General features: G+C 72.6%; 20 protein-coding genes. 4 read left to right on the forward strand and 16 right to left on the reverse strand.

All coding sequences use genetic code 11. The annotated features are described in order from the left end of the window. Positions 1-94: 94 nt before the first annotated feature. The 7 genes from secG to rapZ form a co-directional block, all read right to left on the reverse strand. Positions 95-355: a preprotein translocase subunit SecG gene (secG, locus tag GA0070562_RS13120; protein ID WP_091420428.1), complete on the reverse strand. Its 261-nt coding sequence runs from the start codon at positions 353-355 to the stop codon at positions 95-97. A gap of 95 nt (positions 356-450) precedes the next feature. Next, on the reverse strand, positions 451-1,242 hold the full coding sequence (tpiA, locus tag GA0070562_RS13125; protein ID WP_091420430.1) for a triose-phosphate isomerase: 792 nt from the start codon (positions 1,240-1,242) through the stop codon (positions 451-453). Next, complete coding sequence (locus tag GA0070562_RS13130) at positions 1,243-2,442, reverse strand: phosphoglycerate kinase (RefSeq protein WP_091420433.1); 1,200 nt, start codon at positions 2,440-2,442, stop codon at positions 1,243-1,245. Positions 2,443-2,494: 52 nt separating this feature from the next. After that, on the reverse strand, positions 2,495-3,499 hold the full coding sequence (gene gap / locus GA0070562_RS13135; protein ID WP_091420436.1) for a type I glyceraldehyde-3-phosphate dehydrogenase: 1,005 nt from the start codon (positions 3,497-3,499) through the stop codon (positions 2,495-2,497). A gap of 265 nt (positions 3,500-3,764) precedes the next feature. Beyond that, a complete protein-coding gene (whiA, locus tag GA0070562_RS13140; protein ID WP_018788213.1) occupies positions 3,765-4,745 on the reverse strand; it encodes a DNA-binding protein WhiA in 981 nt (326 codons plus the stop codon). A gap of 54 nt (positions 4,746-4,799) precedes the next feature. Further along, the gene (locus GA0070562_RS13145) at positions 4,800-5,804 is read right to left on the reverse strand and encodes a gluconeogenesis factor YvcK family protein (RefSeq protein WP_091420438.1); all 1,005 of its coding nucleotides are present in this window, start codon (positions 5,802-5,804) and stop codon (positions 4,800-4,802) included. After that, entirely contained in the window at positions 5,801-6,724 is a 924-nt protein-coding gene (gene rapZ / locus GA0070562_RS13150) for an RNase adapter RapZ (protein ID WP_372443347.1), read from the reverse strand. The genes GA0070562_RS13145 and rapZ overlap by 4 nt, the downstream gene beginning before the upstream one ends. A gap of 172 nt (positions 6,725-6,896) precedes the next feature. On the opposite strand from rapZ, the gene recQ reads away from it, so the two are divergent. Beyond that, complete coding sequence (gene recQ / locus GA0070562_RS13155) at positions 6,897-8,750, forward strand: DNA helicase RecQ (RefSeq protein ID WP_091420440.1); 1,854 nt, start codon at positions 6,897-6,899, stop codon at positions 8,748-8,750. Positions 8,751-8,843: 93 nt separating this feature from the next. Here the strand turns inward: recQ and GA0070562_RS13160 are convergent, their stop codons facing one another. From GA0070562_RS13160 to rsgA, 5 genes are all read right to left on the reverse strand, one after another. Further along, on the reverse strand, positions 8,844-9,503 hold the full coding sequence (locus GA0070562_RS13160) for a C39 family peptidase (protein ID WP_091420442.1): 660 nt from the start codon (positions 9,501-9,503) through the stop codon (positions 8,844-8,846). Between the two features lie 1,083 nt (positions 9,504-10,586). Beyond that, positions 10,587-12,530 carry an excinuclease ABC subunit UvrC gene (gene uvrC / locus GA0070562_RS13165; protein ID WP_091420445.1) on the reverse strand — a complete coding sequence of 648 codons (1,944 nt, stop codon included), beginning with the start codon at positions 12,528-12,530 and terminating at the stop codon, positions 10,587-10,589. 83 nt (positions 12,531-12,613) lie between these two features. Then, positions 12,614-13,102: a Rieske (2Fe-2S) protein gene (locus tag GA0070562_RS13170; protein WP_091420448.1), complete on the reverse strand. Its 489-nt coding sequence runs from the start codon at positions 13,100-13,102 to the stop codon at positions 12,614-12,616. Positions 13,103-13,220: 118 nt separating this feature from the next. After that, positions 13,221-16,166, reverse strand: a complete 2,946-nt coding sequence (uvrA, locus tag GA0070562_RS13175) for an excinuclease ABC subunit UvrA (RefSeq protein ID WP_091420451.1) — start codon at positions 16,164-16,166, stop codon at positions 13,221-13,223. A 208-nt stretch (positions 16,167-16,374) separates the two neighbouring features. Next, entirely contained in the window at positions 16,375-17,454 is a 1,080-nt protein-coding gene (rsgA, locus tag GA0070562_RS13180) for a ribosome small subunit-dependent GTPase A (RefSeq protein ID WP_091420453.1), read from the reverse strand. A 239-nt stretch (positions 17,455-17,693) separates the two neighbouring features. On the opposite strand from rsgA, the gene GA0070562_RS13185 reads away from it, so the two are divergent. Both GA0070562_RS13185 and GA0070562_RS13190 read left to right on the forward strand, forming a co-directional pair. Then, positions 17,694-18,410: a maleylpyruvate isomerase family mycothiol-dependent enzyme gene (locus GA0070562_RS13185; protein WP_091420456.1), complete on the forward strand. Its 717-nt coding sequence runs from the start codon at positions 17,694-17,696 to the stop codon at positions 18,408-18,410. Positions 18,411-18,418: 8 nt separating this feature from the next. Next, entirely contained in the window at positions 18,419-19,072 is a 654-nt protein-coding gene (locus GA0070562_RS13190) for an MBL fold metallo-hydrolase (protein WP_091421932.1), read from the forward strand. Between the two features lie 45 nt (positions 19,073-19,117). On the opposite strand, the gene GA0070562_RS13195 is transcribed toward GA0070562_RS13190, so the two are convergent. Together GA0070562_RS13195 and GA0070562_RS13200 are read right to left on the reverse strand one after the other, a co-directional pair. Continuing rightward, positions 19,118-19,726: a DedA family protein gene (locus GA0070562_RS13195; RefSeq protein ID WP_091421937.1), complete on the reverse strand. Its 609-nt coding sequence runs from the start codon at positions 19,724-19,726 to the stop codon at positions 19,118-19,120. Positions 19,727-19,824: 98 nt separating this feature from the next. Next, positions 19,825-20,499: a class I SAM-dependent methyltransferase gene (locus GA0070562_RS13200; RefSeq protein WP_091420459.1), complete on the reverse strand. Its 675-nt coding sequence runs from the start codon at positions 20,497-20,499 to the stop codon at positions 19,825-19,827. Between the two features lie 182 nt (positions 20,500-20,681). On the opposite strand from GA0070562_RS13200, the gene GA0070562_RS13205 reads away from it, so the two are divergent. Next, entirely contained in the window at positions 20,682-20,885 is a 204-nt protein-coding gene (locus GA0070562_RS13205; protein ID WP_091059998.1) for a cold-shock protein, read from the forward strand. Between the two features lie 49 nt (positions 20,886-20,934). On the opposite strand, the gene GA0070562_RS13210 is transcribed toward GA0070562_RS13205, so the two are convergent. Both GA0070562_RS13210 and GA0070562_RS13215 read right to left on the reverse strand, forming a co-directional pair. Then, entirely contained in the window at positions 20,935-22,209 is a 1,275-nt protein-coding gene (locus GA0070562_RS13210) for an MFS transporter (protein WP_091420462.1), read from the reverse strand. A gap of 52 nt (positions 22,210-22,261) precedes the next feature. Continuing rightward, positions 22,262-22,837: an ArsR/SmtB family transcription factor gene (locus GA0070562_RS13215; protein WP_091420464.1), complete on the reverse strand. Its 576-nt coding sequence runs from the start codon at positions 22,835-22,837 to the stop codon at positions 22,262-22,264. Positions 22,838-22,920: the final 83 nt, after the last annotated feature.

Raw genomic sequence — 22,920 nt, forward strand, 5'->3', positions numbered from 1 at the left:
CGGAGGGGGTGGGCGACGGGCGACGCGCGGAGAAACAAAACTGCGCGCGGTCCGTGACGGACCGCGCGCAGATTGTACGCTTCGCAGCGCCGGCTCAGGTGCCGCTGGCCATCTGCAGCCGCAGCCAGAGCCCGAGCCCGACGATGCACGCGAACCAGACGATTCCCACCAGAACGGTGTAGCGGTCGAGGTTCTTCTCGGCCACCGACGAACCGGCCAGGCTGGAGCTGACGCCGCCGCCGAACATGCTCGACAACCCGCCGCCCTTACCGCGGTGCAGGAGGATCAGCAGAGTGAGCAGGACGCTCGTGATGACCAGCAACGTGATCATCGTGTAGGCGAACCAGATCGGCATGGCGGGGGTCAGTCCTCTCGTTGCGATCACTGCCCGGACCTGTCGGGCACTGCGGCACCGACCGGTGGACGGGCAGCGTCAAGGATAGCGAGCGATCAGCGGGCGATGTGCTCCGGGAACCGGCAGATCTGCGCGAACTCCTCCGCGTCCAGGCTGGCGCCCCCGACCAGGGCCCCGTCCACGTCCGGCTGCGCCATGATCGCGGCGACGTTCGACGCCTTGACCGATCCGCCGTACAGGATCCTGACCTGCTCGGCGGTGCCCTCGTCGTAGGTCTCGGCGATGCGCTTGCGCACCGCGCCGCAGACCTCCTGGGCGTCGTCCGGAGTCGCCGTCTTGCCGGTGCCGATCGCCCAGACCGGCTCGTACGCCACGACGACCTTGGCGACCTGCTCGGCGGTGAGCCCCTTCAGCGCGCCGTCGAGCTGGTCGCAGCAGTGCCGCACCTGACCCGACTGCTCCCGGACCTCCAGGCCCTCGCCGATGCAGAGGATCGGGGTGAGCCCGTTCGCCAGCGCCGCCGACACCTTCGCGTTGACCAGCGCGTCGTCCTCGTGGTGGTACTGCCGCCGCTCGGAGTGGCCGACCACCACGTAACCGCAGCCCAGCTTGGCCAGCATCGGACCGGCGATGTCACCGGTGTACGCGCCGGACGGGTGCGGCGACAGGTCCTGCGCGCCGTAGCCGATCAGCAGCTTGTCGCCGTCCACAGCCGTCTGCACGGTACGCAGATCGGTGAAGGGCGGCAGCACCACGCACTCGACGTCGGTGAGCTGCTTCTCGTTCAGGCTCGCGGCCAGCTTCTGCACCAGCAGGTTGGCCTCGAGGTGGTTCAGGTTCATCTTCCAGTTGCCGGCCATCAGCGGCCGGCGGGTCGTGCTCGCCATTCAGTTCTCCAGGGCCGCGATGCCGGGGAGGGTCTTGCCCTCCAGGTATTCCAGGGAGGCGCCACCGCCGGTGGAGATGTGCCCGAACGAGGACTCGTCCAGGCCCAGCGCACGCACCGCCGCGGCCGAGTCGCCGCCGCCGACCACGCTGAACGCGTCGGCCTTGGTGATCGCCTCGGCCACGCCCCGGGTGCCGTTCGCGAACGCCGCCATCTCGAACACGCCCATCGGTCCGTTCCAGAAGACGGTCTTCGCCTGCGACAGCACGGCGGCGAAACCGGCCACCGTCTCCGGGCCGATGTCCAGGCCCAGCCGGTGGCTCGGAATGCCGTCGGCCGGCACGGTGTCGTGCGCGGCGTCCGGCGCGAACGCGTCGGCGGCCACCACGTCGACCGGGAGCATGATCTTGCCCGGCGCGCGCTCCATGAGGTTGCGGCAGGTCTCGACCATGTCCTTCTCCAGCAGCGAGGTGCCCACCTCGTGGCCCTGGGCCTTGAGGAAGGTGAAGCACATCCCGCCGCCGATGAGCAGCCGGTCGACGGTCGGCAGCAGCGCCTCGATCACGGCCAGCTTGTCGGAGACCTTCGAGCCGCCCAGCACCACCACGTACGGCCGCTCCGGCTCACCGGTGAGGCGGCTGAGCACCTCGACCTCGCGCAGCACCAGGCGGCCCGCGAAGTGCGGCAGCCGGGCCGGCACGTCGTGCACGCTGGCGTGCTTGCGGTGCACCGCGCCGAACGCGTCGTCGACGTAGGAGTCGCCGAGCGCGGCGAGCTGGTCGGCGAACGCGCCCCGCTCCGCGTCGTCCTTGCTGGTCTCGCCCTTGTTGAACCGCAGGTTCTCCAGCAGCGCGACCTGGCCGTCGGCCAGAGCGGCCACCGTGGACCGCGCCGAGTCGCCGACGGTGTCCTCGGCGAAGTGCACCGGGGCGCCGAGCAGCTCGCCGAGCCGCCCGGCGACCGGGCGGAGGCTGAACTGCGGGTCCGGCGCGCCCTTCGGGCGGCCCAGGTGCGAGCAGACGACCACCTTCGCGCCGGCCTGCACCAGCGCGCTCAGCGTCGGCAGGACGGCCCGGATCCGGCCGTCGTCGGTGATCTCCCCGGTCTGCTTGTCGAGCGGGACGTTCAGGTCGGCGCGTACCAGCACGCGCCGACCCGACACCCCCTCGGCGAGCAGGTCGTCGAGGTTACGGATCGTCACAGAGCCAGCCCTCCGTTCGTGACTGCGGGGCTCGCAAGCTCGCTCCACGCACTCACAGGGACTGACCCACCAGCTTGACCAGGTCCACCAGGCGGTTCGAGTAGCCCCACTCGTTGTCGTACCAGCCGACGACCTTGACCTGGTTGCCGATCACCTTGGTCAGCGGCGCGTCGAAGATGCACGACGCCGGGTCGGTCACGATGTCGGCGGAGACGATCGGGTCCTCGTTGTAGGTCAGGATGCCCCGCAGCGGGCCCTCGGCGGCGGCCTTGAGCGCGGCATTGACCTCGTCCACGGTGGTCTCCCGGCCGACCTCCACGGTCAGGTCGGTGGCCGAGCCGGTCGGGATCGGCACGCGCAGCGCGTAGCCGTCCAGCTTGCCCTTGAGCTCCGGCAGGACCAGGCCGATGGCCTTCGCGGCGCCGGTCGAGGTCGGCACGATGTTCAGCGCGGCGGCCCGGGCCCGGCGCAGGTCCTTGTGCGGCGCGTCCTGCAGGTTCTGGTCCTGCGTGTACGCGTGGATGGTGGTCATCAGACCCTGCTTGATGCCGAACGTGTCGTGCAGGACCTTCGCCATCGGCGCGAGGCAGTTGGTCGTGCAGGAGGCGTTCGAGATGATGTTGTGCTTGGCCGGGTCGTACTGGTCCTGGTTGACGCCCATGACCACGGTGACGTCCTCGTTCTTCGCCGGAGCGGAGATGATGACCTTCTTGGCCCCGCCGTCGAGGTGCGCCTTCGCCTTGGTGCCGTCGGTGAAGAAGCCGGTGGACTCGATGACCACGTCGGCGCCGACCTCGCCCCACGGCAGCGCGGCCGGGTCCTTCTCGGCGTACGCCTTGATGGTCTTGCCGCCCACGGTGATCTCGTCGGCGGTGGCCTTCACCTCGTGCGGGAGGCGGCCCAGGATGCTGTCGTACTTGACAAGGTGGGCGAGCGTCGCGTTGTCGGTCAGGTCGTTGACCGCCACGACCTCGATGTCAGCGCCGGACGCCAGCACTGCCCGGAAGAAGTTGCGGCCGATCCGGCCGAAGCCGTTGATGCCAACCCGGATGGTCACAGGTCCCATCTCCTCGCGTTCTGGTCCGCCGGCGTCAGAACGCGGCCGGCGGAGGTGTGTGCGCCGACCGTTGGAGCCGGCCGTCGACATGTCATCTCGGCCACCCCGCCGCGGTCACGGAGACCTGACCGCCCGAGGCGGTGAGCACGGCGAGGGATGCCTGTGCGCGGCCCCCTTGCCGTACGCAGCGACCATATCCGAGCGCACGGCGTCGCGCTGCGGCGGGTGGTGATCCCGCTCGCGGTGCGCCGCCGCCTGAGTCCTATCAGACCACGAGCATGTCCGGCGTGACTGCCGCTTCCGTATCCGGGATGCCCAGGTCGCGGGCGCGCTTGTCGGCCAGTGCGAGCAGCCGGCGGATCCGGCCGGCGATGGCGTCCTTGGTCAGCGGCGGCTCCGCGAGCGCACCCAGCTCCTCCAGCGAGGCCTGACGGTGCTCCAGGCGCAGCCGCCCGGCCGAGGTCAGGTGGTTCGGGGCGTCGTCGGCGAGGATCTCCAGCGCGCGGGTCACCCGGGCGGCGGCGGCGACCGCGGCGCGGGCGGAGCGGCGCAGGTTGGCGTCGTCGAAGTTGGCCAGCCGGTTCGCGGTCGCGCGCACCTCCCGGCGTACCCGTCGCTCCTCCCAGGCCAGCACGCTGGAGTGCGCGCCGATGCGGGTGAGCAGCGCGGCGATCGCGTCACCGTCCTTGACCACCACCCGGTCCACGCCACGCACCTCGCGGTTCTTGGCGGTGATGCCGATGCGCCGGGCGGCGCCGACGAGCGCCAGCGCCGACTCCGGGCCGGGGCAGGTGATCTCCAGCGCGCTGGAGCGGCCCGGCTCGGTGAGCGAGCCGTGCGCCATGAACGCGCCCCGCCAGGCCGACACGGCACAGCAGACGTTCGCGGCCACCACGTGCGGCGGCAGGCCGCGCACCGGGCGGCCCCGCACGTCGAGCAGGCCGGTCTGCCGGGCGAGCGCCTCGCCGTCCTTGACCACCCGCACGATGAAGTGGCTGCCCTTGCGCAGCCCGCCGGAGGCCAGCACGTGGATCTCGCTCGGGTAGCCGTACACCTCGGCGATCTCCCGCCGCAGCCGGCGCGCCACCGCGCCGGTGTCCAGCTCCGCCTCGACCACGACGCGGCCCGACACGATGTGCAGGCCGCCGGCGAAACGCAGCAGGGCGGCCATCTCCGCCCGGCGACAGCAGGGCTTGGGCACGTCGACCCGACTCAGCTCGTCCTTGACCGCAGCCGTCATCGCCATAGTGCGCCCCCTCACGGACCGGTTCCGGCGTGTCGCCGGTGATTACGTACGTGTCTAACGATCGGCGCGCAGGACAGGCACCAGCGCGGCGCCCAAGGCGGCTGGATCATGACGGGGCGTGCCGTCGAGGACGGCGACGGGAGCGAGGACCAGCCGGGCACCCAGCGATTCTGCCGCACGTTCGACCGCCACGGGATCAGCCACCGCCGTGGAGTCGGCGAGCACCCGGTCCACCTTCAGCTCGGGCAGATAGCGCCGCAGTGTGTCCAGATGGTCGGGCAGGGAGAGCCCCGAGGTCTCCTTCTCGGCCACCAGGTTGAGCGTCACCAGCCGCCGCGCCGGGCTGGACACGATCGCGTCGGCCAGGCCCGGCACCAGCAGGTGCGGCAGCACGCTCGTGTACCAGCTGCCCGGCCCGAAGATCAGCCAGTCCGCGGCGCGTACCGCAGTCACCGCCTCGGCGCACGCGGCCGGCGCGGACGGGTTGAGCCGCAGCGACTCGACGGTGCCCGGGGTGACCGCGACCTGGTGCTGGCCACGCACCGTGGACACCTCGTCCGGATGCTCCGGGTCGGCGCCGCGGACCCGGGCCTCGATGCCCACCGGCTGGCGGGACATCGGCAGCACCCGCCCCACCGCGCCGAGCATCGCCCCGGCGTGGTCGAGCGCGGCCACCGGGTCGCCGAGCAGATCGGTGAGCCCGTGCAGCAGCAGGTTGCCGACCGCGTGGCCGGCGAGCGAGTCGCCGACCGCGACCGGGACCGGCGTGGCGATCGTCGGCGCCGGCGGCACGGCGGCGGCGAAGCGGTGCTGGAACAACGCCGCGCTACGCCGGGTGGCCGGATGGTCGCCGGCCAGCGCGACGAGCGCCTGACGCAGGTCGCCGGGCGGCAGGCCGCCGCGCTCGGCACGCAACCGGCCACTGGAGCCACCGTCGTCACCGACGGTGACCACCGCGGTGATGTCCAGGTCCAGTTCGGGTACGCAGTGACGCAGCGCCCGCAGCGACGCCGAGAGCCCGTGCCCGCCGCCGAAGGCGACCACCCTGGTCGGGGTCACTCCCGCCCCAGGTCCCGGTGCTGGGCGTTGGCGGCGATGCCGGAGTGGCGCAGCCGGGAGGCCAGCTCCTCGGCGATGGCCACGCTGCGGTGCTTGCCGCCGGTGCAGCCGACCGCCACGGTCAGGTAGCGCTTGCCCTCCCGCTCGAACCCGGCGGTGGTGGCGTTGACCAGGTCGGCGTAGCCGGCCACGAACGCGTCCGCGCCCTCCTGGCCCAGCACGTACGCGCTCACCGCCTCCTCCCGGCCGGTGTGCTCCCGCAGCTCCGGCACCCAGTACGGGTTCGGCAGGAAGCGGGCGTCCATCACGAAGTCGGCATCCGGCGGCAGGCCGTACTTGAAGCCGAACGAGATCACGGTGATCCGCAGCCGGCGGGCGTCCTCGCCGCCGAACAGCTCCTCGACCCGGCGGCGCAGCTGGTTCACGTTCAGGTGGCTGGTGTCGATGATCACGTCGGCCTGCTCGCGGGCCTCCTCCAGCAGCGTCCGCTCGACCGCGATGCCGTCGGCCAGCCGCCCGTCGCCCTGCAACGGGTGCGAGCGGCGCACGCTCTCGAACCGGCGGATCAGCACCTCGTCGTCGGCGTCGACGAAGACCACCCGGGGCTGGAAGCCGCGCTCACGCAGCTCCCGGATCGCCCCGGCCAGGTCGGTGGAGAACGCGCGAGAGCGCACGTCCAGCACCATCGCCGTACGCCGGGCCGCGCCGCCGGCCTTGAACGCCAGCTCGGCCATGTCCAGCAGCAGCGCCTGGGGCAGGTTGTCGACGACGTAGTAGCCGACGTTCTCCAGCGCCCGGGCCACGGTGCTGCGCCCGCCGCCGGACAGGCCGGTCACCACCACCAGGGAGGTGTCCGACTCGGCCGACGCCGTCTCCCCCTCGGTCGGCCCCAGGTCACCCGCTGTACGCGCCTCGCTCACCCGCTACCCCCAGCCGTGGCGCCGCGGCCGGTCGGCCGCGCATGGTCAATCAGCGACTCTAACGGCTGCGACCCGGTCCGGGATTCCACGGGGTGACGACCGGAACAGTTCGCCGCGTTCGTGACGGCTCGCCGGGACGGGCGGTGTCGGGGGACGCTCGTAGACTGCGCGGATGGTCTCCCCCACCGACGAGCGGACCAACGCCCCGCAGACCGACGACGCGCTTCAGGTGCTGCGCCGGGTCTTCGGGTACGACGCCTTCCGCGGCTTCCAGCAGGAAATCGTCGAGCACGTGGTGGCCGGCGGCGACGCGCTGGTGCTCATGCCCACCGGCGGCGGCAAGTCGCTGTGCTACCAGATCCCCGCGCTGGTCCGCGACGGCGTGGCGGTGGTGGTCTCCCCGCTGATCGCGCTCATGCAGGACCAGGTCGACGCGCTCACCGCGGTCGGCGTCCGGGCCGGGTTCCTCAACTCGACCCAGGATCCCGCGCAGCGGCGCCGGGTCGAGGCGGCCTACCTCGCCGGTGAGCTGGACCTGCTCTACCTCGCCCCGGAAGGGCTCGCCGTGCGCTCCACGCTCGGCCTGCTGGAACGCGGCCGGATCGCGCTGTTCGCGATCGACGAGGCGCACTGCGTCTCGCAGTGGGGGCACGACTTCCGCCCCGACTACCTCAACCTGTCGATGCTGCACGAGCGCTGGCCGGACGTACCGCGGATCGCACTGACCGCCACCGCGACCCGGGCGACGCGCACCGAGATCGCCACCCGGCTGCGGCTCACCGAGGCCCGGCACTTCGTGGCCAGCTTCGACCGGCCCAACATCCAGTACCGCATCGTCCCCAAGCGGGAGCCCCGCCGTCAGCTGCTGAGCCTGCTGCGCGACGAGCACCCGGGCGACGCCGGCATCGTCTACTGCCTGTCCCGGGCCTCGGTGGAGAAGACAGCCGAGTTCCTGGTCGCCAACGGCATCCCCGCGCTGCCGTACCACGCCGGGCTGGACGCCTCGACCCGCGCCGCCAACCAGCAGCGCTTCCTGCGCGAGGACGGCCTGGTCATGGTCGCCACCATCGCGTTCGGCATGGGCATCGACAAGCCCGACGTACGCTTCGTCGCCCACCTGGACCTGCCGAAGTCGGTCGAGGGCTACTACCAGGAGACCGGCCGCGCCGGGCGCGACGGGCTGCCGTCCACGGCCTGGCTGGCGTACGGGCTCCAGGACGTGGTGCAGCAACGCAAAATGATCGAGACGTCGGAGGGCGACCTGGCGCACCGGCGCAACCTCGCCGCCCACCTGGACGCGATGCTGGCGCTCTGCGAGACGGTCCGCTGCCGCCGCGCCCAACTGCTCGAATACTTCGGCGAGACCGAGGTGGCCGACTGCGGCAACTGCGACACCTGCCTCGAACCGCCGGAGTCCTGGGACGGCACCGTCGCCGCGCAGAAGCTGCTCTCCACCGTCTACCGGCTCGACCGCGAGCGCAACCAGCGATTCGGCGCCGGGCACAGCATCGACATCCTGCTCGGCAAGCACACCGACAAGATCGATCAGCACGGCCACGACGCGCTGAGCACCTTCGGCATCGGCACCGAGTTGCGCGAGGCCGAGTGGCGTGGCGTGGTGCGGCAACTGCTCGCCGAGGGTCTGCTCGCCGTCGAGGGCGACTACGGCACGCTGGCGCTGACCGAGGCCAGCGCGGACGTGCTCGGCCGCCGCCGTACGGTCACCCTGCGCAAGGAGCCGGAGCGCCCGGCCGGCCGGTCCGCCAAGCCGCGGGGCGCGGCCACCGTCGTCGCCGACCTCTCCCCCGCCGCCGCGCCCGTCTTCGAGCGGCTCCGCGGGTGGCGCGCGGCCACCGCCAAGGAACAGGGCGTCCCGGCGTACGTCATCTTCCACGACGCGACGCTGCGGCAGATCGCCGCCGAACCGCCCACCTCGCTGGCTGAGCTGTCCCGGGTCAACGGGGTCGGCGAGAACAAGCTCGCCAAGTACGGCGAGGGGATCCTGGCCGTCCTCGCCGAGTCCTGACACAACACACGCACGACAGGGCCCGGCCCCTGTGGTGGGGTCGGGCCCTGTCGCGTGTTCTTGCTGTGCAGCTGTGTGCGCGGTGGGTGGTGGTCAGCTGGTGCTGTAGCCGCGGGTGGCGATCCAGTCGGCGAGGTTGTCGATGTTCATGCGGTAGGTGGCGGTGTTGGGGTTGGCGCTGTCGGCGATGGTGACGGTGTGGCCGTCGTCGCGGTAGCCGATGACGCTGATGTAGTGGCCGCCTTCGAAGGAGTGGGTGGTGCCGTCGGTGTCGGTGGCGGTGCCGGCGATGTTGGCGACCACGGCCCGGCCGGCGTCGACGGTCTTGACGACGTCGGCGCGCAGGGTGTCGGTCTGCTTGTCGTCGGCCTTGGGGGTGCTGATCTCGACGGACTTGTAGGCGTTGCTGGTGCCGGTTTCCTTGTTCAGTACGGGGGTGATGTCGTTGATGCTGTTGGTGCCGGCTTCGGTGGTGCCCATTTCGCGGGCCATGGCGTGGACGTCGATGTTCTTGCCCTGTACGGACAGGGCGTTGCGGGCGGCGGCGGGGCCGCAGAAGTAGAAGTTGGGCTGGGCCTCGTAGCGCACGTCGAGTTCCCGCTCGCCGTGGCTGCCCTTGCGGTCGGCCACCACGGGGGTGGTGCCGGTGGTGGGGGTGGCGTGGGCGGCGATGGCGGGGCCGGCGATGCCTGCGGTGGTGGCGGCGATACCGGCAGCGGTCAGAACGGTCTTGCGCAGCAGAGTGGTAGCCATGATGGTTGCCTCCCTGTTGGGGGATGACCGCGGCGGGGGCGCCGCGGAGGGGGAAAGTCTTCGGGGGTGCCCGTCGAAGAGGGGCTGTGGTGGCGCGGGCGGCCCGGCGGGGGCCTGCTCCGCGGCTCGGGGGTGTAACGACGTGCGGGCCGGGGCCATTCCCGCCGGTGGTGGCTCACCGGTTGGGGCGATACGGCCTGGGGGCTTGACCTCGCGGCTCGGCCTGGGGGTGTAACGGCGTCCGGGCCGGGCCGATTCCCTGAGCCAAGCGATCCGCTCGGGTGCCCGGCGAGCCGGTGTTCGGCACCGGAGCCCTGGTGCCTCGGCGGTCAGCCATGTACAACGCCCCGCGCCCGCCGCCGATTCCACCCTCACGATGGCACCGACCACACCCACGCCCCCGCACCGAACCGGACACCGCTCACCAAACCCGACGCGCCGTCGCCCGGGCTGGTTGCACCACCGCGATCTTGCACCTTGGTCCCTGGTGAACCCCCGCAAAGCGGACATTTGACGGGCATCAAGTGCAAGATCGCGTGAGTGTCGGATGCCGCCTGCGGGGCTAGAGGGGGCGCCTTTCCGCGACATGAGATCGGCAGGCCGCATGATGGGAGCCGGGAGAGATCTTGGTACGAAAGGGCCCTCATAGGGGCCGTTTCCTACCAAGATCTCCGAGGGCCTTGGAGCGAGGGGGTCGCGGCGTAGCGGCCTGCCGCCCCGGGGGCGGTAAGTGCAAGATCGCGTGGGCGTGGGCGCAGCTCGGGCGTGAGCGTCGGCGGCCACCCCTGTGCGGGAGCCCTGCATCCAGGAAGCGGCATGACGGATCGGCCCACCGACACAAGCCCCGCGCGGTGAGCGAGATCTTGGTACCGAATGGCCCCTATGGGGGCACTTCCGTACCAAGATCTGGCACGGGTCTCCGAGTGGGACAGAGTTCGCACCAAATGGGAAGCTCGACCATCAGTGGCACCTGATGGGTGTCAAACGGGGGCGGAGACACCCACGGGGTTCCACTCGGGCGTGACGGTGACGTCCGGCAAGCCGGACAGCGAGCAAAGCCGGACGGCGGACGAGCAGCGAAAGTCAGGAACGGGGGGCTGCGTCGGCTGGGGAGCCGTCCAGCGCGGCCAGGATCGCCTCGGCCGTACGCCTGCCCACCCCGGGCACCTCGGTGATCTCCTCCACCGTGGCGGCGGACAGCCGCTTCAGCGAGCCGAAGTGCCGCAGCAGCGCCCTACGGCGTACCTCGCCGAGACCGGGGACGTTGTCCAGCGCCGATTCGGTCATCCGCTTCGAGCGCCGCTGGCGGTGGAACGTGATGGCGAAGCGGTGGGCCTCGTCGCGTACGCGTTGCAGCAGGTAGAGCGCCTCGGAGGTGCGCGGCAGGATCACCGGGAACTCGTCGTCGGGCAGCCAGACCTCCTCCAGCCGCTTGGCCAGCCCACACAGCGCCACGTCGTCGATGCCCAGCTCGGCGAGCGCCTTCGCGGCGGCGGCGACCTGGGGCGGGCCGCCGTCGACCACGACGAGCTGCGGTGGGTACGCGAACTTGCGCGGCCGCCCTGTGGTCGGGTCGATGCCGGGCCGGTCGGGGTCGGAGGCGGTCTCCTCACCCAGCTCACCGGTCTCGGCACGGGCGTCGAGGTAGCGGGCGAAGCGCCGCCGCAGCACCTCGGACATGGCCGACAGGTCGTCGGTGGCGCCGCGCACGATGAACCGGCGGTACTCGCTCTTGCGGGGCAGCCCGTCCTCGAACACGACCATGCTGGCGACCACGTCGGTGCCCTGGATCTGCGACACGTCGAAGCACTCGATGCGCAGCGGCGACGTGTTCATGGCCAAGGCGTCGGCGATCTCGTCGAGCGCCTGGCTGCGGGTGGTCAGGTCACCGGCCCGCTTGAGCTTGTGCCGGGCCAGCGCGTCCTTGGCGTTGCGTTCGACGGTCTCCAGCAGCGACCGCTTGTCGCCGCGCTGCGGCACCCGCAGCGACACCCGGCTGCCCCGGCGGGCGGTGAGCCAGTCGGCGAGTGCGTCGGCGTCGCCGGGCAGCTCGGGGACGAGCAGCTCGCGGGGCACGTCGGCCTCGCCCTGCTCGCCGCCGTACACCTGGGTGCAGAAGTGGTGCACGAGGTCGCCGGTGGTCAGCTCCTCGGTCTTCTCCACCACCCAGCCACGCTGGCCGCGCACCCGGCCGCCGCGGACGTGGAACACCTGCACGGCGGCTTCGAGCGGGTCGTCGGCGAAGGCGACCACGTCGGCGTCGGTGCCGTCGCCGAGCACCACCGTCTGCTTCTCCATCGCCCGGCGCAGCGCCGCGACGTCGTCGCGCAGCCGGGCGGCCCGCTCGAACTCCAGCTGCTCGCTGGCGTCGAGCATCTCCTTCTCCAGCCGCCGGACCATGGTGTCGGTGCGGCCGGCCATGAAGTCGCAGAAGCCGTCGACGATCTCGCGGTGCTGCTGCGCGGTGACGCTGCCGACGCACGGCGCGGAGCACTTGCCGATGTAACCGAGCAGGCAGGGCCGGCCGACCTGCCCGGCCCGCTTGAACACCCCGGAGGAGCAGGTCCGCGCCGGGAAGACCCGCAGCAGCAGGTCGAGCGTCTCGCGGATCGCCCAGGCGTGCGAGTACGGCCCGAAGTAGCGCACGCCCTTGCGCTTCACGCCGCGCATGACCTGCAACCGGGGGTATTCCTCGTCGAGCGTGACCGCGAGATAGGGGTACGACTTGTCGTCTCGGTAGCGGACGTTGAACCGGGGGTCGTACTGCTTGATCCAGGTGTATTCCTGCTGGAGCGCCTCGACCTCGGTGGCGACGGTGATCCAGTCGACCGACTCGGCGGTGAACACCATCTGCCGGGTGCGCTGGTGCAGGCCGACCGGGTCGGCGAAGTAGGAGTTGAGCCGGCTGCGCAGGTTGCGCGCCTTGCCGACGTAGATCACCCGGCCGGTGCCGTCGCGGAAGCGGTAGACCCCTGGCGACTCCGGGATGGTGCCGGGCGCGGGACGGTAGGTCGAGGGGTCAGCCACGGCATCAAGCCTAGTCCGCACCCCTGACACCCGACCGTAGCCGCGCCCCCGCCGACCACCGGCCGACGGGGGCGCGGAACGGGTCAGGCCAGCTTGATCTGGTCGCCGTCGACCTTGATCTCCTTCGCCGCGAGCGGCTTGGTGGCCGGGCCGCCCTTCACCGAGCCGTCGACGATCGAGAACCGGCTGTTGTGGCAGGTGCAGTTGATCGTGCCGCCGTCGACGTTCGACACCGGGCAGCGCTGGTGGGTGCAGATCGGGTCGAACGCCTTGAACTGGCCGGCCTCGGGCTGGGTGATCACCACGCCCTGGCTGGCGAAGACGGCGCCGCCGCCGACCGGGATGTCCGAGGTGCGCGCCAGTGCGCTGCCGCCGTCCCGGTCGCCGCCGCCGGCGTCACCGGTCGCGGTGGCGCCGGGCGGGCCGCCGCTGGTCGGGGCGAGCCCGGGGGACGCGTCGTCGTCGCTGCCGCAGCCCGCGAGCACCACGGCCGCGCCGATCGCTCCGGCTCCGGCGAGCAGGGTACGGCGGCTCTGGGTGACCGGTCGGGTCAGCGCCTGATCATCACTCATGTCCGGCCTTTCTCTCGGCTTACTGCGGAAACACGCACCAGCGTGGGGCACGGTTCATACTGGCGCGTCACAGGCCGGGCATTCGCTGCCCGGCCTGCGAAAACGCGTACCGGACGGGTCAGCGCGCCCCGGCGGGGACGACCTTGCGGGCCCGCGACTTGGCGCTGCCGTTGGCCTTGGCCGCCCGGGTGGTGGCCGCCTTGGCGCCCTTGGCCTCGCCGTCGAGCTTGAGGATCGGGCGCAGGAACTCCCCGGTGTGGCTGTCCGGCACCTCGGCGACCTCCTCCGGTGTGCCGGTGGCGATGACGGTGCCGCCCCGGTGACCGCCCTCGGGGCCCATGTCGATGAGCCAGTCGGCCGTCTTGATCACGTCGAGGTTGTGCTCGATGGTGATGACCGTGTTGCCCTTGTCGACCAGGCCCTCCAGCACCATCAGCAGCTTGCGGATGTCCTCGAAGTGCAGGCCGGTGGTGGGCTCGTCGAGCACGTAGACGGTGCGGCCGGTGGAGCGCTTCTGGAGTTCGGAGGCGAGCTTGACGCGCTGCGCCTCGCCGCCGGACAGCGTCGGCGCGGGCTGGCCGAGGCGGACGTAGCCAAGGCCGACGTCGACGAGCGTCTTGAGGTGCCGGTGGATGGCCGGGATGGCGGAGAAGAAGTCGGCCGCCTCCTCGATCGGCATGTCCAGCACCTCGGCGACCGTCTTGCCCTTGTAGTGCACCTCGAGCGTCTCGCGGTTGTAGCGCGCGCCCTTGCACACCTCGCAGGGGACGTAGACGTCCGGCAGGAAGTTCATCTCGATCTTGATGGTGCCGTCGCCGGAGCACGCCTCGCAGCGCCCGCCCTTGACGTTGAACGAGAACCGGCCCGGGCCGTACCCCCGGACCTTGGCCTCGGTCGTCTCCGCGAAGAGCTTGCGGACATGGTCCCAGACGCCGGTGTAGGTGGCCGGGTTGGAGCGCGGCGTCCGCCCGATCGGCGACTGGTCCACGCCGACGACCTTGTCCACGTGCTCCAGGCCGGTGACCCGGGTGTGCCGGCCGGGCACCAGCCGGGCGCCGTTGATCTGGTTCGCCAGCACGGCGTAGAGGATGTCGTTGACGAGCGTCGACTTGCCCGAGCCGCTGACGCCGGTGACCGCGATGAGCTGGCCCAGCGGGAAGCCCACGGTGAGGTTGCGCAGGTTGTGCTCGCGGGCGCCGTGCACCACCAGCTCGCGGCCCGGGGTCTGCGGCCGGCGGGCGGCCGGCGTCGGGATCGACTTTCGCCCGGCCAGGTACGCCCCGGTGACCGACTCGGCGTTGTCCAGCAGCGCCGGCACCGACCCGCTGTGCACGATCTCGCCGCCGTGCTCGCCCGCGCCCGGGCCGATGTCGACGATCCAGTCCGCCACCCGGATGGTGTCCTCGTCGTGCTCGACCACGATCAGCGTGTTGCCCAGGCCGCGCAACCGCAGCAGCGTCTCGATGAGGCGGTGGTTGTCGCGCTGGTGCAGGCCGATCGAGGGCTCGTCGAGCACGTAGAGCACGCCGACCAGGCCGGAGCCGATCTGGGTGGCCAGCCGGATGCGCTGGGCCTCGCCGCCGGAGAGCGTGCCGGCCGGGCGGTCCAGCGAGAGGTAGTCCAGGCCGACGTCGAGCAGGAACTTCAGCCGGGCGTTGATCTCCTTGAGCACCCGCTCGGCGATCATCTTTTGCCGGTCGGTCAGCTCGATGCCGGCGAGCAGGTCGGCCGCCTCGCCGACGGAGAGGTTGCAGACCTCGGCGATGCTCTTGCCGGCCAGGGTGACCGCGAGCACCTCCGGCTTGAGCCGGGTGCCGCCGCAGGCCGCGCAGGGCACGTCCCGCATGTAGCCCTCGTACTTGTCCCGGGACCACTCCGACTCGGTGTCGGTGTGCCGGCGCTCGATCCACTGCACCACGCCCTCGAACCCGGTGTAGTAGGAGCGCTCACGGCCGTACTTGTTGCGGTAACGCACGTGCACCTGGTCGTCGGAGCCGTGCAGGATCGTCTTCTGCGCCCGCGACGGCAGCGCCCGCCACGGCGTGTCGATGTCGAAGTGCTCGGCCTCGCCGAGCGCCTCCAGCAGCCGCAGGAAGTATTCGAGGTTGTGCCCGGTGGCCCAGGGCTGGATCGCGCCGTCGCGCAGCGTGCGTTCCGGGTCGGGGATGACCAGCTCGGGGTCCACCTCCTTCTTGGTGCCGAGGCCGGTGCACTCCGGGCAGGCGCCGTAGGGGGCGTTGAAGGAGAAGACGCGGGGTTCCAGGTCCTCGATGGCGAGCGGGTGGTCGTTCGGGCAGGCCAGGTGCTCGGAGTAGCGGCGCTCCCGGGCCGGGTCGTCCTCCGGCAGGTCGACGAAGTCGAGCAGCACCAGGCCGCCGGAGAGGCCGAGCGCGGCCTCGACCGAGTCGGTCAGCCGCTGCTTGGCGCTCGGCTTGACGCTGAGCCGGTCGATCACCACCTCGATGGTGTGCTTCTCCTGCTTCTTGAGCTTCGGCGGCTCGGTGAGCGGGTGCACCACGCCGTCGACCCGGGCACGGGCGTAGCCCTTGGCCTGGAGCTCGGCGAACAGGTCGACGTACTCGCCCTTGCGGCCGCGCACCACCGGCGCGAGCACCATGAACCGGGTGCCCTCGGCCATCGCCAGGACCCGGTCGACGATCTGCTGCGGGCTCTGCTTGGAGATCCGCTCGCCGCAGATCGGGCAGTGCGGCTCGCCGATGCGGGCGAACAGCAGGCGGAGGTAGTCGTAGACCTCGGTGATCGTGCCGACGGTGGAGCGCGGGTTGCGCGAGGTGGACTTCTGGTCGATGGAGACGGCGGGACTGAGGCCCTCGATGAAGTCGACGTCGGGCTTGTCCATCTGGCCGAGGAACTGCCGGGCGTACGACGACAGCGACTCGACGTAGCGGCGCTGCCCCTCGGCGAAGATGGTGTCGAACGCCAGGCTCGACTTGCCCGAACCGGAGAGCCCGGTGAAGACGATCAGGGCGTCCCGGGGCAGGTCGAGACTGACGTCACGCAGGTTGTGCTCGCGCGCGCCACGGATGATCAGTCGGTCGGCCACGGTGCGTGTGCTCCCGGAAGAAGAATATGAGGCGGATCTGTGCACCAGACGCCGGGTCTGGGTGGTTTTCACAGGTTGTCGGGGCGCAGAAAAGACGCCTCGGCAACTCTAGCCCCGACGTATGACAACTTCCGTCGCGCGAACATTCCCCCAGCTCAGGCCGGTCGGGCGGGAACCACGCAGGTCCACCCGACCGGCCCGTGCGGGCTCAGAATGCCCCGGGAGCGGGCGGGGTCGCCGGACGTCCGGTGCGTCGCCGCCCGCCCCGCCGGCCGCCCCGCCGTTCGGCCGCCAGCCGGGCCGCGCGGCGACCGCCCTCGTACTCGATCTCCCGCTGGAGCCGGCGCCAGCTCTCCCAGCGGCGCACCGGCAGCGCGCCGTCGTCCAGCGCGGCCCGCACCGCGCAGCCCGGCTCGGCGTCGTGGGCGCAGTCGGCGTACCGGCAGCCGGCGGCCAGCTCGGTGATGTCGGCGAACGCCCGGTCCAGGCCGGACGCGCCGTCGAGCAGGCCGACCGCCCGTACGCCGGGGGTGTCCAGCACCGCTCCCCCACCCGGCAGCGGCACCAGCGACCGCCAGGTGGTGGTGTGCCGGCCCTTGCCGTCGACGCGGCGGATCGCCTGGGTGCGCATCACGTCCGCCCCGGCCAGCGCGTTGACCAGGCTCGACTTGCCGGCGCCGGAGGGGCCGAGCAGGCCGAGCGTGCGTCCCGGGGCGACGTGCCGGCGCAGCGGCGCCAGGCCGGTGCCCCGCTCGGCGCTGACCGCGAGCACCGGCACACCGGGCGCGAGGTCGGCCAGCTGCCGGGCCACCGCCGCCGGGTCGGCGGCCAGGTCGGCCTTGGTGAGCACGACGAGCGGCTCCGCCCCTGATTCGTGGACCAGGGAGAGCAGCCGTTCGATCCGCGCGGCGTCCGGTTCCGGGTGCACCGGCTCGACCACCGCGGCGGCGTCGAGGTTGGCGGCCAGCACCTGGCCGCTGGCGTCCTTGCCCGCGGTACGCCGCACCAGGGCGGTACGCCGCGGCAGCACCGCCTCCACCGTGACCGGGCCGTCCGGCCAGGTGGACAGCAGTACCCAGTCGCCCGCGCAGGGCAGCGCGGTGAGGTCGCGGGCGGCGGCGGACAGCACGCCGCCGCCGAGGCTGGCCCGCACCGGCCCCTGCGGGCACAGCACGGTGCAGACGCCCCGGTCCACCCGGGCGACCCGCCCGTGACGGTGGCCGGCGCGCCGGTCGAGATGGGCCGCCCAGCCGGCGTCCCAGCCGAGGGCGGTCAGATCGAGAGTCATGGTGTCCTCATCGGTGTCGAGGGGGAGGTACGGCGGAACACACGGGCTGCGACCGGCATGCGCACCACCTCCCCTCCGACTCCCGGTGCCGCGTTCGCGACGACGTGGACCCCGGCGCGTCCGGCGCCGGCGGCGATGTCGTCGGCCCCGACGGTAGGTGGCACGCCGACGCGCCGAAAGCGATTTCCCCCCGGGCACGGCCCGGTCCGGCCAGCTAGGGTCGGACGCGTGAGAACGAGATGACGAGCGACCCCCTGCTGCTGACCGGCGCGCTGGCCGAGGCGAACGACCGGCTGCTGCGTACCGTGTCCGGCCTGACCGCCGCGGACGTCGCGGCGCCCTCGCTGCTGCCGGGCTGGACCCGCGCGCACGTGCTCACCCACCTGGCCCGCAACGCCGACGGGTTCGTCAACCTGCTCACCTCGGCGCGCACCGGCGAGGAGATCCCGATGTACGCCTCGGCGCAGGCCCGCGCCGACGACATCGACGCCGGCGCCGGGCGCGGCCCGGCCGACCTGCTGGACGACGTACGCCGCAGCGGCCAGCGCTTCGACGCGGCGGTCGCGGCGATGCCCGTGGAGGCCTGGGGCGCCACCGTGCAGACCCGGCGCGGCCCGTGGCCGGCGGCGATGCTGGTCTGGGGCCGGCTGCGCGAGGTCGAGGTGCACCACGTCGACCTGGCGGCCGGGTACCGGCCGGCGGACTGGCCGGAGGCGTTCGCCCAGCGGCTGCTGCACGAGGTAGTGACCGGGCTGGCCGGCAACCCGGCCGCGCCCGCCATGGTGCTGCGTTTCGACGGCGCGGCGTCCGAACTCGTCGTGGGTGACCCCGAGGGGGCGCCCACGGTCACCGGCCCCGCGCCGGAACTCGCCGCCTGGCTGACCGGCCGGGGCGCGGGCGAGCTGCTCACCGTCGAACCCGACGGCCCTCTGCCGAACCCACCGGAATGGATCTGAACATCGTCATGACCTACACCGGAGACGTCACGCCCGGCGGTCCGCCGGCCGTGCGCGAGCTCGACCGGCTCACCGTCACCAAGTTGTCGGTGGGCCCGATGGACAACAACGCCTATCTGCTGCGCTGCCACGCCACCGGCGAGCAGGTGCTGATCGACGCCGCGAACGAGGCGCCGCGCCTGCTGGAGCTGGTCGGCGACGGCGGGCTGGCGGCTGTGGTGACCACCCACCAGCACATGGACCACTGGGTCGCGCTGGAGGAGGTGGTGGCCAAGACCGGGGCGCGCGCGCTGGTGCACGCCGACGACGCCGAGGGCCTGCCGATCGAGGCCGAGCGGCTCGGCGACGGCGACACGGTGCCGGTCGGTGACTGCGCGCTGGAGGTCATCCACCTGCGCGGGCACACGCCGGGCTCGATCGCGCTGCTCTACCGCGACCCGGCCGGCACCCCGCACCTGTTCACCGGCGACTCGCTCTTCCCCGGTGGCGTGGGCAACACGGACCAGGACCCGGAGCGTTTCGGCCGGCTCATCGACGACGTCGAGGCCAAGCTCTTCGACCGGCTGCCGGACGACACCTGGTTCTACCCGGGCCACGGCAAGGACAGCACCATCGGCGCCGAGCGGCCCGCGGTGCCGCAGTGGCGCGCCCGCGGCTGGTGAGCACGTCCGGCCCGGCCTCCCCCGTGACGGCCGGGCCGGGCGCGGTCAGCCGGTGACCGCCCGCAGCCGGCGCCGGGTGGCGAGCAGCACCGGGCCGGCCAGCAGCAGCCCGACCGCCATGGTCAGCACCGTGGGGTTGACCGCGCCGGGCAGCAGGCCGGTCAGCGTCCGCGCGGCGAGCCCCAGCGCCACGTAGAGCCCGGCCCACGCGGTGGCCCCCAACGCCGCGCAGGCCAGGAACCGCCGGTACGACATCCGCAGCCCGCCCGCGGCCAGCGGCAGCAACGCGTTGAACACCGGCAGGAACGGCGCCACCAGCACGATCCGTCCGCCGCCGCGGTGCAGCAGCGTCTCGGCGGCGGCCCAGCGGGACTCGCCGATCCAGCCGCCCACCCGGCTGTCCCGCAGCCGCCCGCCCCAGCGCCGGCCGGCGAAGAAGCTCAGCGACCAGCCGGCCAGGCAGCCGGCGACCACAGTCGCGACGGCCAGCGCCCCGCCGGCCGGACGACCCGCGCCGACCGCCGCGAGGACCGCGGCGTCGCCGGGCACCAGCACCCCGATCAGGGGTACGGCGTCGGCGAGCATGACCACGCCGAGCAGCCCCATCAGCAGGGTGGTGGGCAGCTCACCGGCGGCGGCCACGAATTCGGTCATGAGCTGCACGCTATGCGGCGGCTGCCCGCCGTCACATCGGGCATGATCCCCCAGTGGTCCCCGACACCCGTCCGGGCGGACCCCTGGGGTCGGCCGGGTCACCGGGGCCGGAGCACCTGCACCCGGCGCACCGGGGTGTCGACCGAGGGTTCGGTGGTCGGCACCGGATAGCTCGCCACCAGTTCCAGCCCGTCCGGTGGCAGGTGGCCCCGGTCCGGGTCGCCGACCAGCACCTGCACACCGTGTGCGGCGCAGCGCCGCAGGTAAGGCAGAACCCGGGCGGCCAGGCCGGCGTCGTAGAGCGCGTCCCCGGCCACCAGCAGGTCGGCGCCCGCCACCCCGTCGAGCAGGTCGGCACCGTCGACGGTCACCCGGACCCGGTTGGCCCGGGCGTTGAGGGTGACCGCCGCCACCGCGTACGGGTCGATGTCGTTGGCGACCACCTGGTCGGCCCCGGCGAGCGCGGCGGCGATGGCGACCAGCCCCGATCCGGCGCCCAGGTCGAGCACCCGCCGCCCGGCGGCCAGCTCGGGGTGGTCCAGCAGGTGCCGGGCGAGCGCCTGGCCACCGGCCCAGACCGACGCCCAGTACGGCGGCGGCAACGACCGCCCGGCGGCGGCCTCCATCCGCGCCCACCACAGGATGGCGTCCTCGGCCAGGTGCAGGCGTACCTCCGGCACGAACGGCGTACCGACCAGGCGCAGGCGGTCCGGGCCCGCGCCGGGCGCCGCGATCTCCTGCTCCAGGTCGGCCAGAGCCGTCTGCCTGCTCATCGGGGCAAGCATGCCGCGCCGCGCCGGACGCCGGGGTCATTTTGCCCGGCGCGGCACGTATTCACGGGCGCGCCGCGCGCTTCCGGCAGCGAATTCCGGTCCGGACGGTTACTGTCAGGGTGGTACAGGGCGATCACCGGCCGCGGAGCCGGTGCTCGCTCGCATTGAACAGGGAGAGACGCATGGCAACCGGCACGGTCAAGTGGTTCAACTCGGAAAAGGGCTTCGGGTTCATCGAGCAGGACGGCGGAGGCCCGGACGTGTTCGTCCACTACTCGGCCATCCAGAGCGGTGGCTACCGCGAGCTGAACGAGGGTCAGAAGGTCGAGTTCGAGGTGACCCAGGGGCAGAAGGGCCCGCAGGCGGACAACGTTCGTCCGATGTAACGCGTGCCGGTGGCGGCGGTCGGGCTCCGACCGCCGCCGCAGTACATCATCAGGACGGCGCGGTCGGCAGGTCGCGCCGTCTCCGTAGTGGCCCGGCGAGCAGGATCAGCGGGGTCAGCGCCAGCCAGGCGGTCATCGCCCGGATCGCGCCGTGCGGCCCCCAGGCCGCGCCCAGCGCCCCGGCGAGCAGGGCGGCCAGCGGAATCGTCCCGTAGTTGAGCAGGTGCATGCTCACCGTGACGCGGCCGAGCAGCCGGTGCGGCGTGTACGTCTGCCGGAAGCTGCCCTTTACGACGTTGCCGATCGCGACGCCCAGGCTCACCAGCATGCCGCCGAGCACCAGCCAGGCTGTCCGCGCGCCGGCACCGGCGAGTGGGATCAGCAGCGCGGGCGGCCCGGTCAGGGCGCCGGCGAACAGCAGCGTGCGGGCGGTTCCGAGCCGGCGGGCCAGGCGCGCGGCCAGCGCGGCCCCGACCACTCCGCCGAGGCTGGCCAGTCCGATCAGGAGGCCGACCAGCCCGGCGGGCAGCTCGGCCGAGCGGACCAGGAACACCACGAGCACGGCCTGGTAGCCGGTGAGCCCGATGTTGCTCGCCGCCCCGAAGACCGTCAGCACCCGCAGGTACGGGTCGCGGACGACGAACCGCAGCCCGGCGGCGACCTCCCGGCGCAGTGACGTCGTCCCGGCGCCCCGGTGCGGCCGCGCCTCGACCGCGCTGATGCGGCGCAGGCAGAGCGCGGAGAGCAGGAAGGTCAGCGCGTCCAGCGCCACCGCTGTCACCGCGCCGACGAGCTGGGCGATCAGGCCCGCCAGTCCCGGGCCGACGAGGTAGCTCGCGGTCTGGGTGGCGTGCAGCCGGGCGTTTGCCTCGGGCACCTGCTCGGGACGCAGCAGCGTGGGCAGGTAGACCTGGTCGGCGGTCTCGAAGAAGACCCGGGCCAGCCCGGCGCCGAGCGCCACGACCAGCAGGTGCCCGACGGTGAGCAGCCCGAGCAGGGCGGCCGCCGGGACGCTCGCGAACAGCGCGGCGGCGACCAGGTCGGCGGCGATCATCACGGGGCGGCGGCGGACCCGGTCGACCCACGCCCCGACCGGAAGGCCGGCGAACAGCCAGGGCAGCCACGCCGCGGCGGTGAGCACCGCCACCTGGAAGGTGGTCGCGTCGAGCACCGCGACCGCGACCAGCGGCAGCGCCACGGCGGTCATGTTGCTGCCCACGGCGCTGACCGTGTGACCGGTCCAGAGCAGCCGGAAGTCGCGGTGCCGGAACAGCCGGCCGGGCGATGCTTCGACCGGCCCGGAGGTGCGCGCTGGGGCGGTCACAACGGGCGCCCCGGTAAGGCGTTCGCGGCCGGCGCCGGAACGCCGTGGACGGTCACGGCCGGCCCGGGACGCCGTGGGCGAACACGAAGACCGGCTCGCGCCGCTGCCCGTCGTCGGGGACGGGCCGGTCCGACCAGCGGGTGAGCAGGGCGATCACCTCACGGCCGAGCGCGTCCAGCTCGTCCGGGGTCAGGTGCAGCCAGTGGTCGGTGCTGAACGGGGCGTCGTTCCAGGCTGCGTGCGTCTCGTCCGACGCGGTGTGCCAGGCTCGCACCAGCTCGGTGTGCCGCTCCAGGTTGAGCGACCCTGCGGCCTCGACGACCACTCGGGTGGACGGGTCGTCGCCGAAGTCGGACTCGGACCAGCGCACGCCCCGGTTGCGGGGCTTCCACCAGCGTTCCCGGCGGTCGCGGGCCAGTTCGGGCGCCTCGACCAGCAGGTCGGCTGCGGCGAGCACCTTGAGGTGGTGGCTCACGTTCGCCGGGGCCTGGCCGGTGTGCTCGGCGAGCATGCCGACGGTGCACGGGCCGTACACCTTGAGCGCGTCCATGAGCCGGCGGCGCAGTGGGTGGGCGAGCGCGGCGAGCACCCGCGAGTCGGTGACCTGCCGGACGGTGGGCTGTTCCATGCGGCGAGTCTGGCATTCGCAAGAGCTGTTGCGCAACAGCTCTTGCGAAATGGGCCGGACCACGGCGCCGCGACGCGAGGCCG

The organism is Micromonospora tulbaghiae, from assembly GCF_900091605.1.
Taxonomy (GTDB): Bacteria; Actinomycetota; Actinomycetes; order Mycobacteriales; family Micromonosporaceae; genus Micromonospora; species Micromonospora tulbaghiae.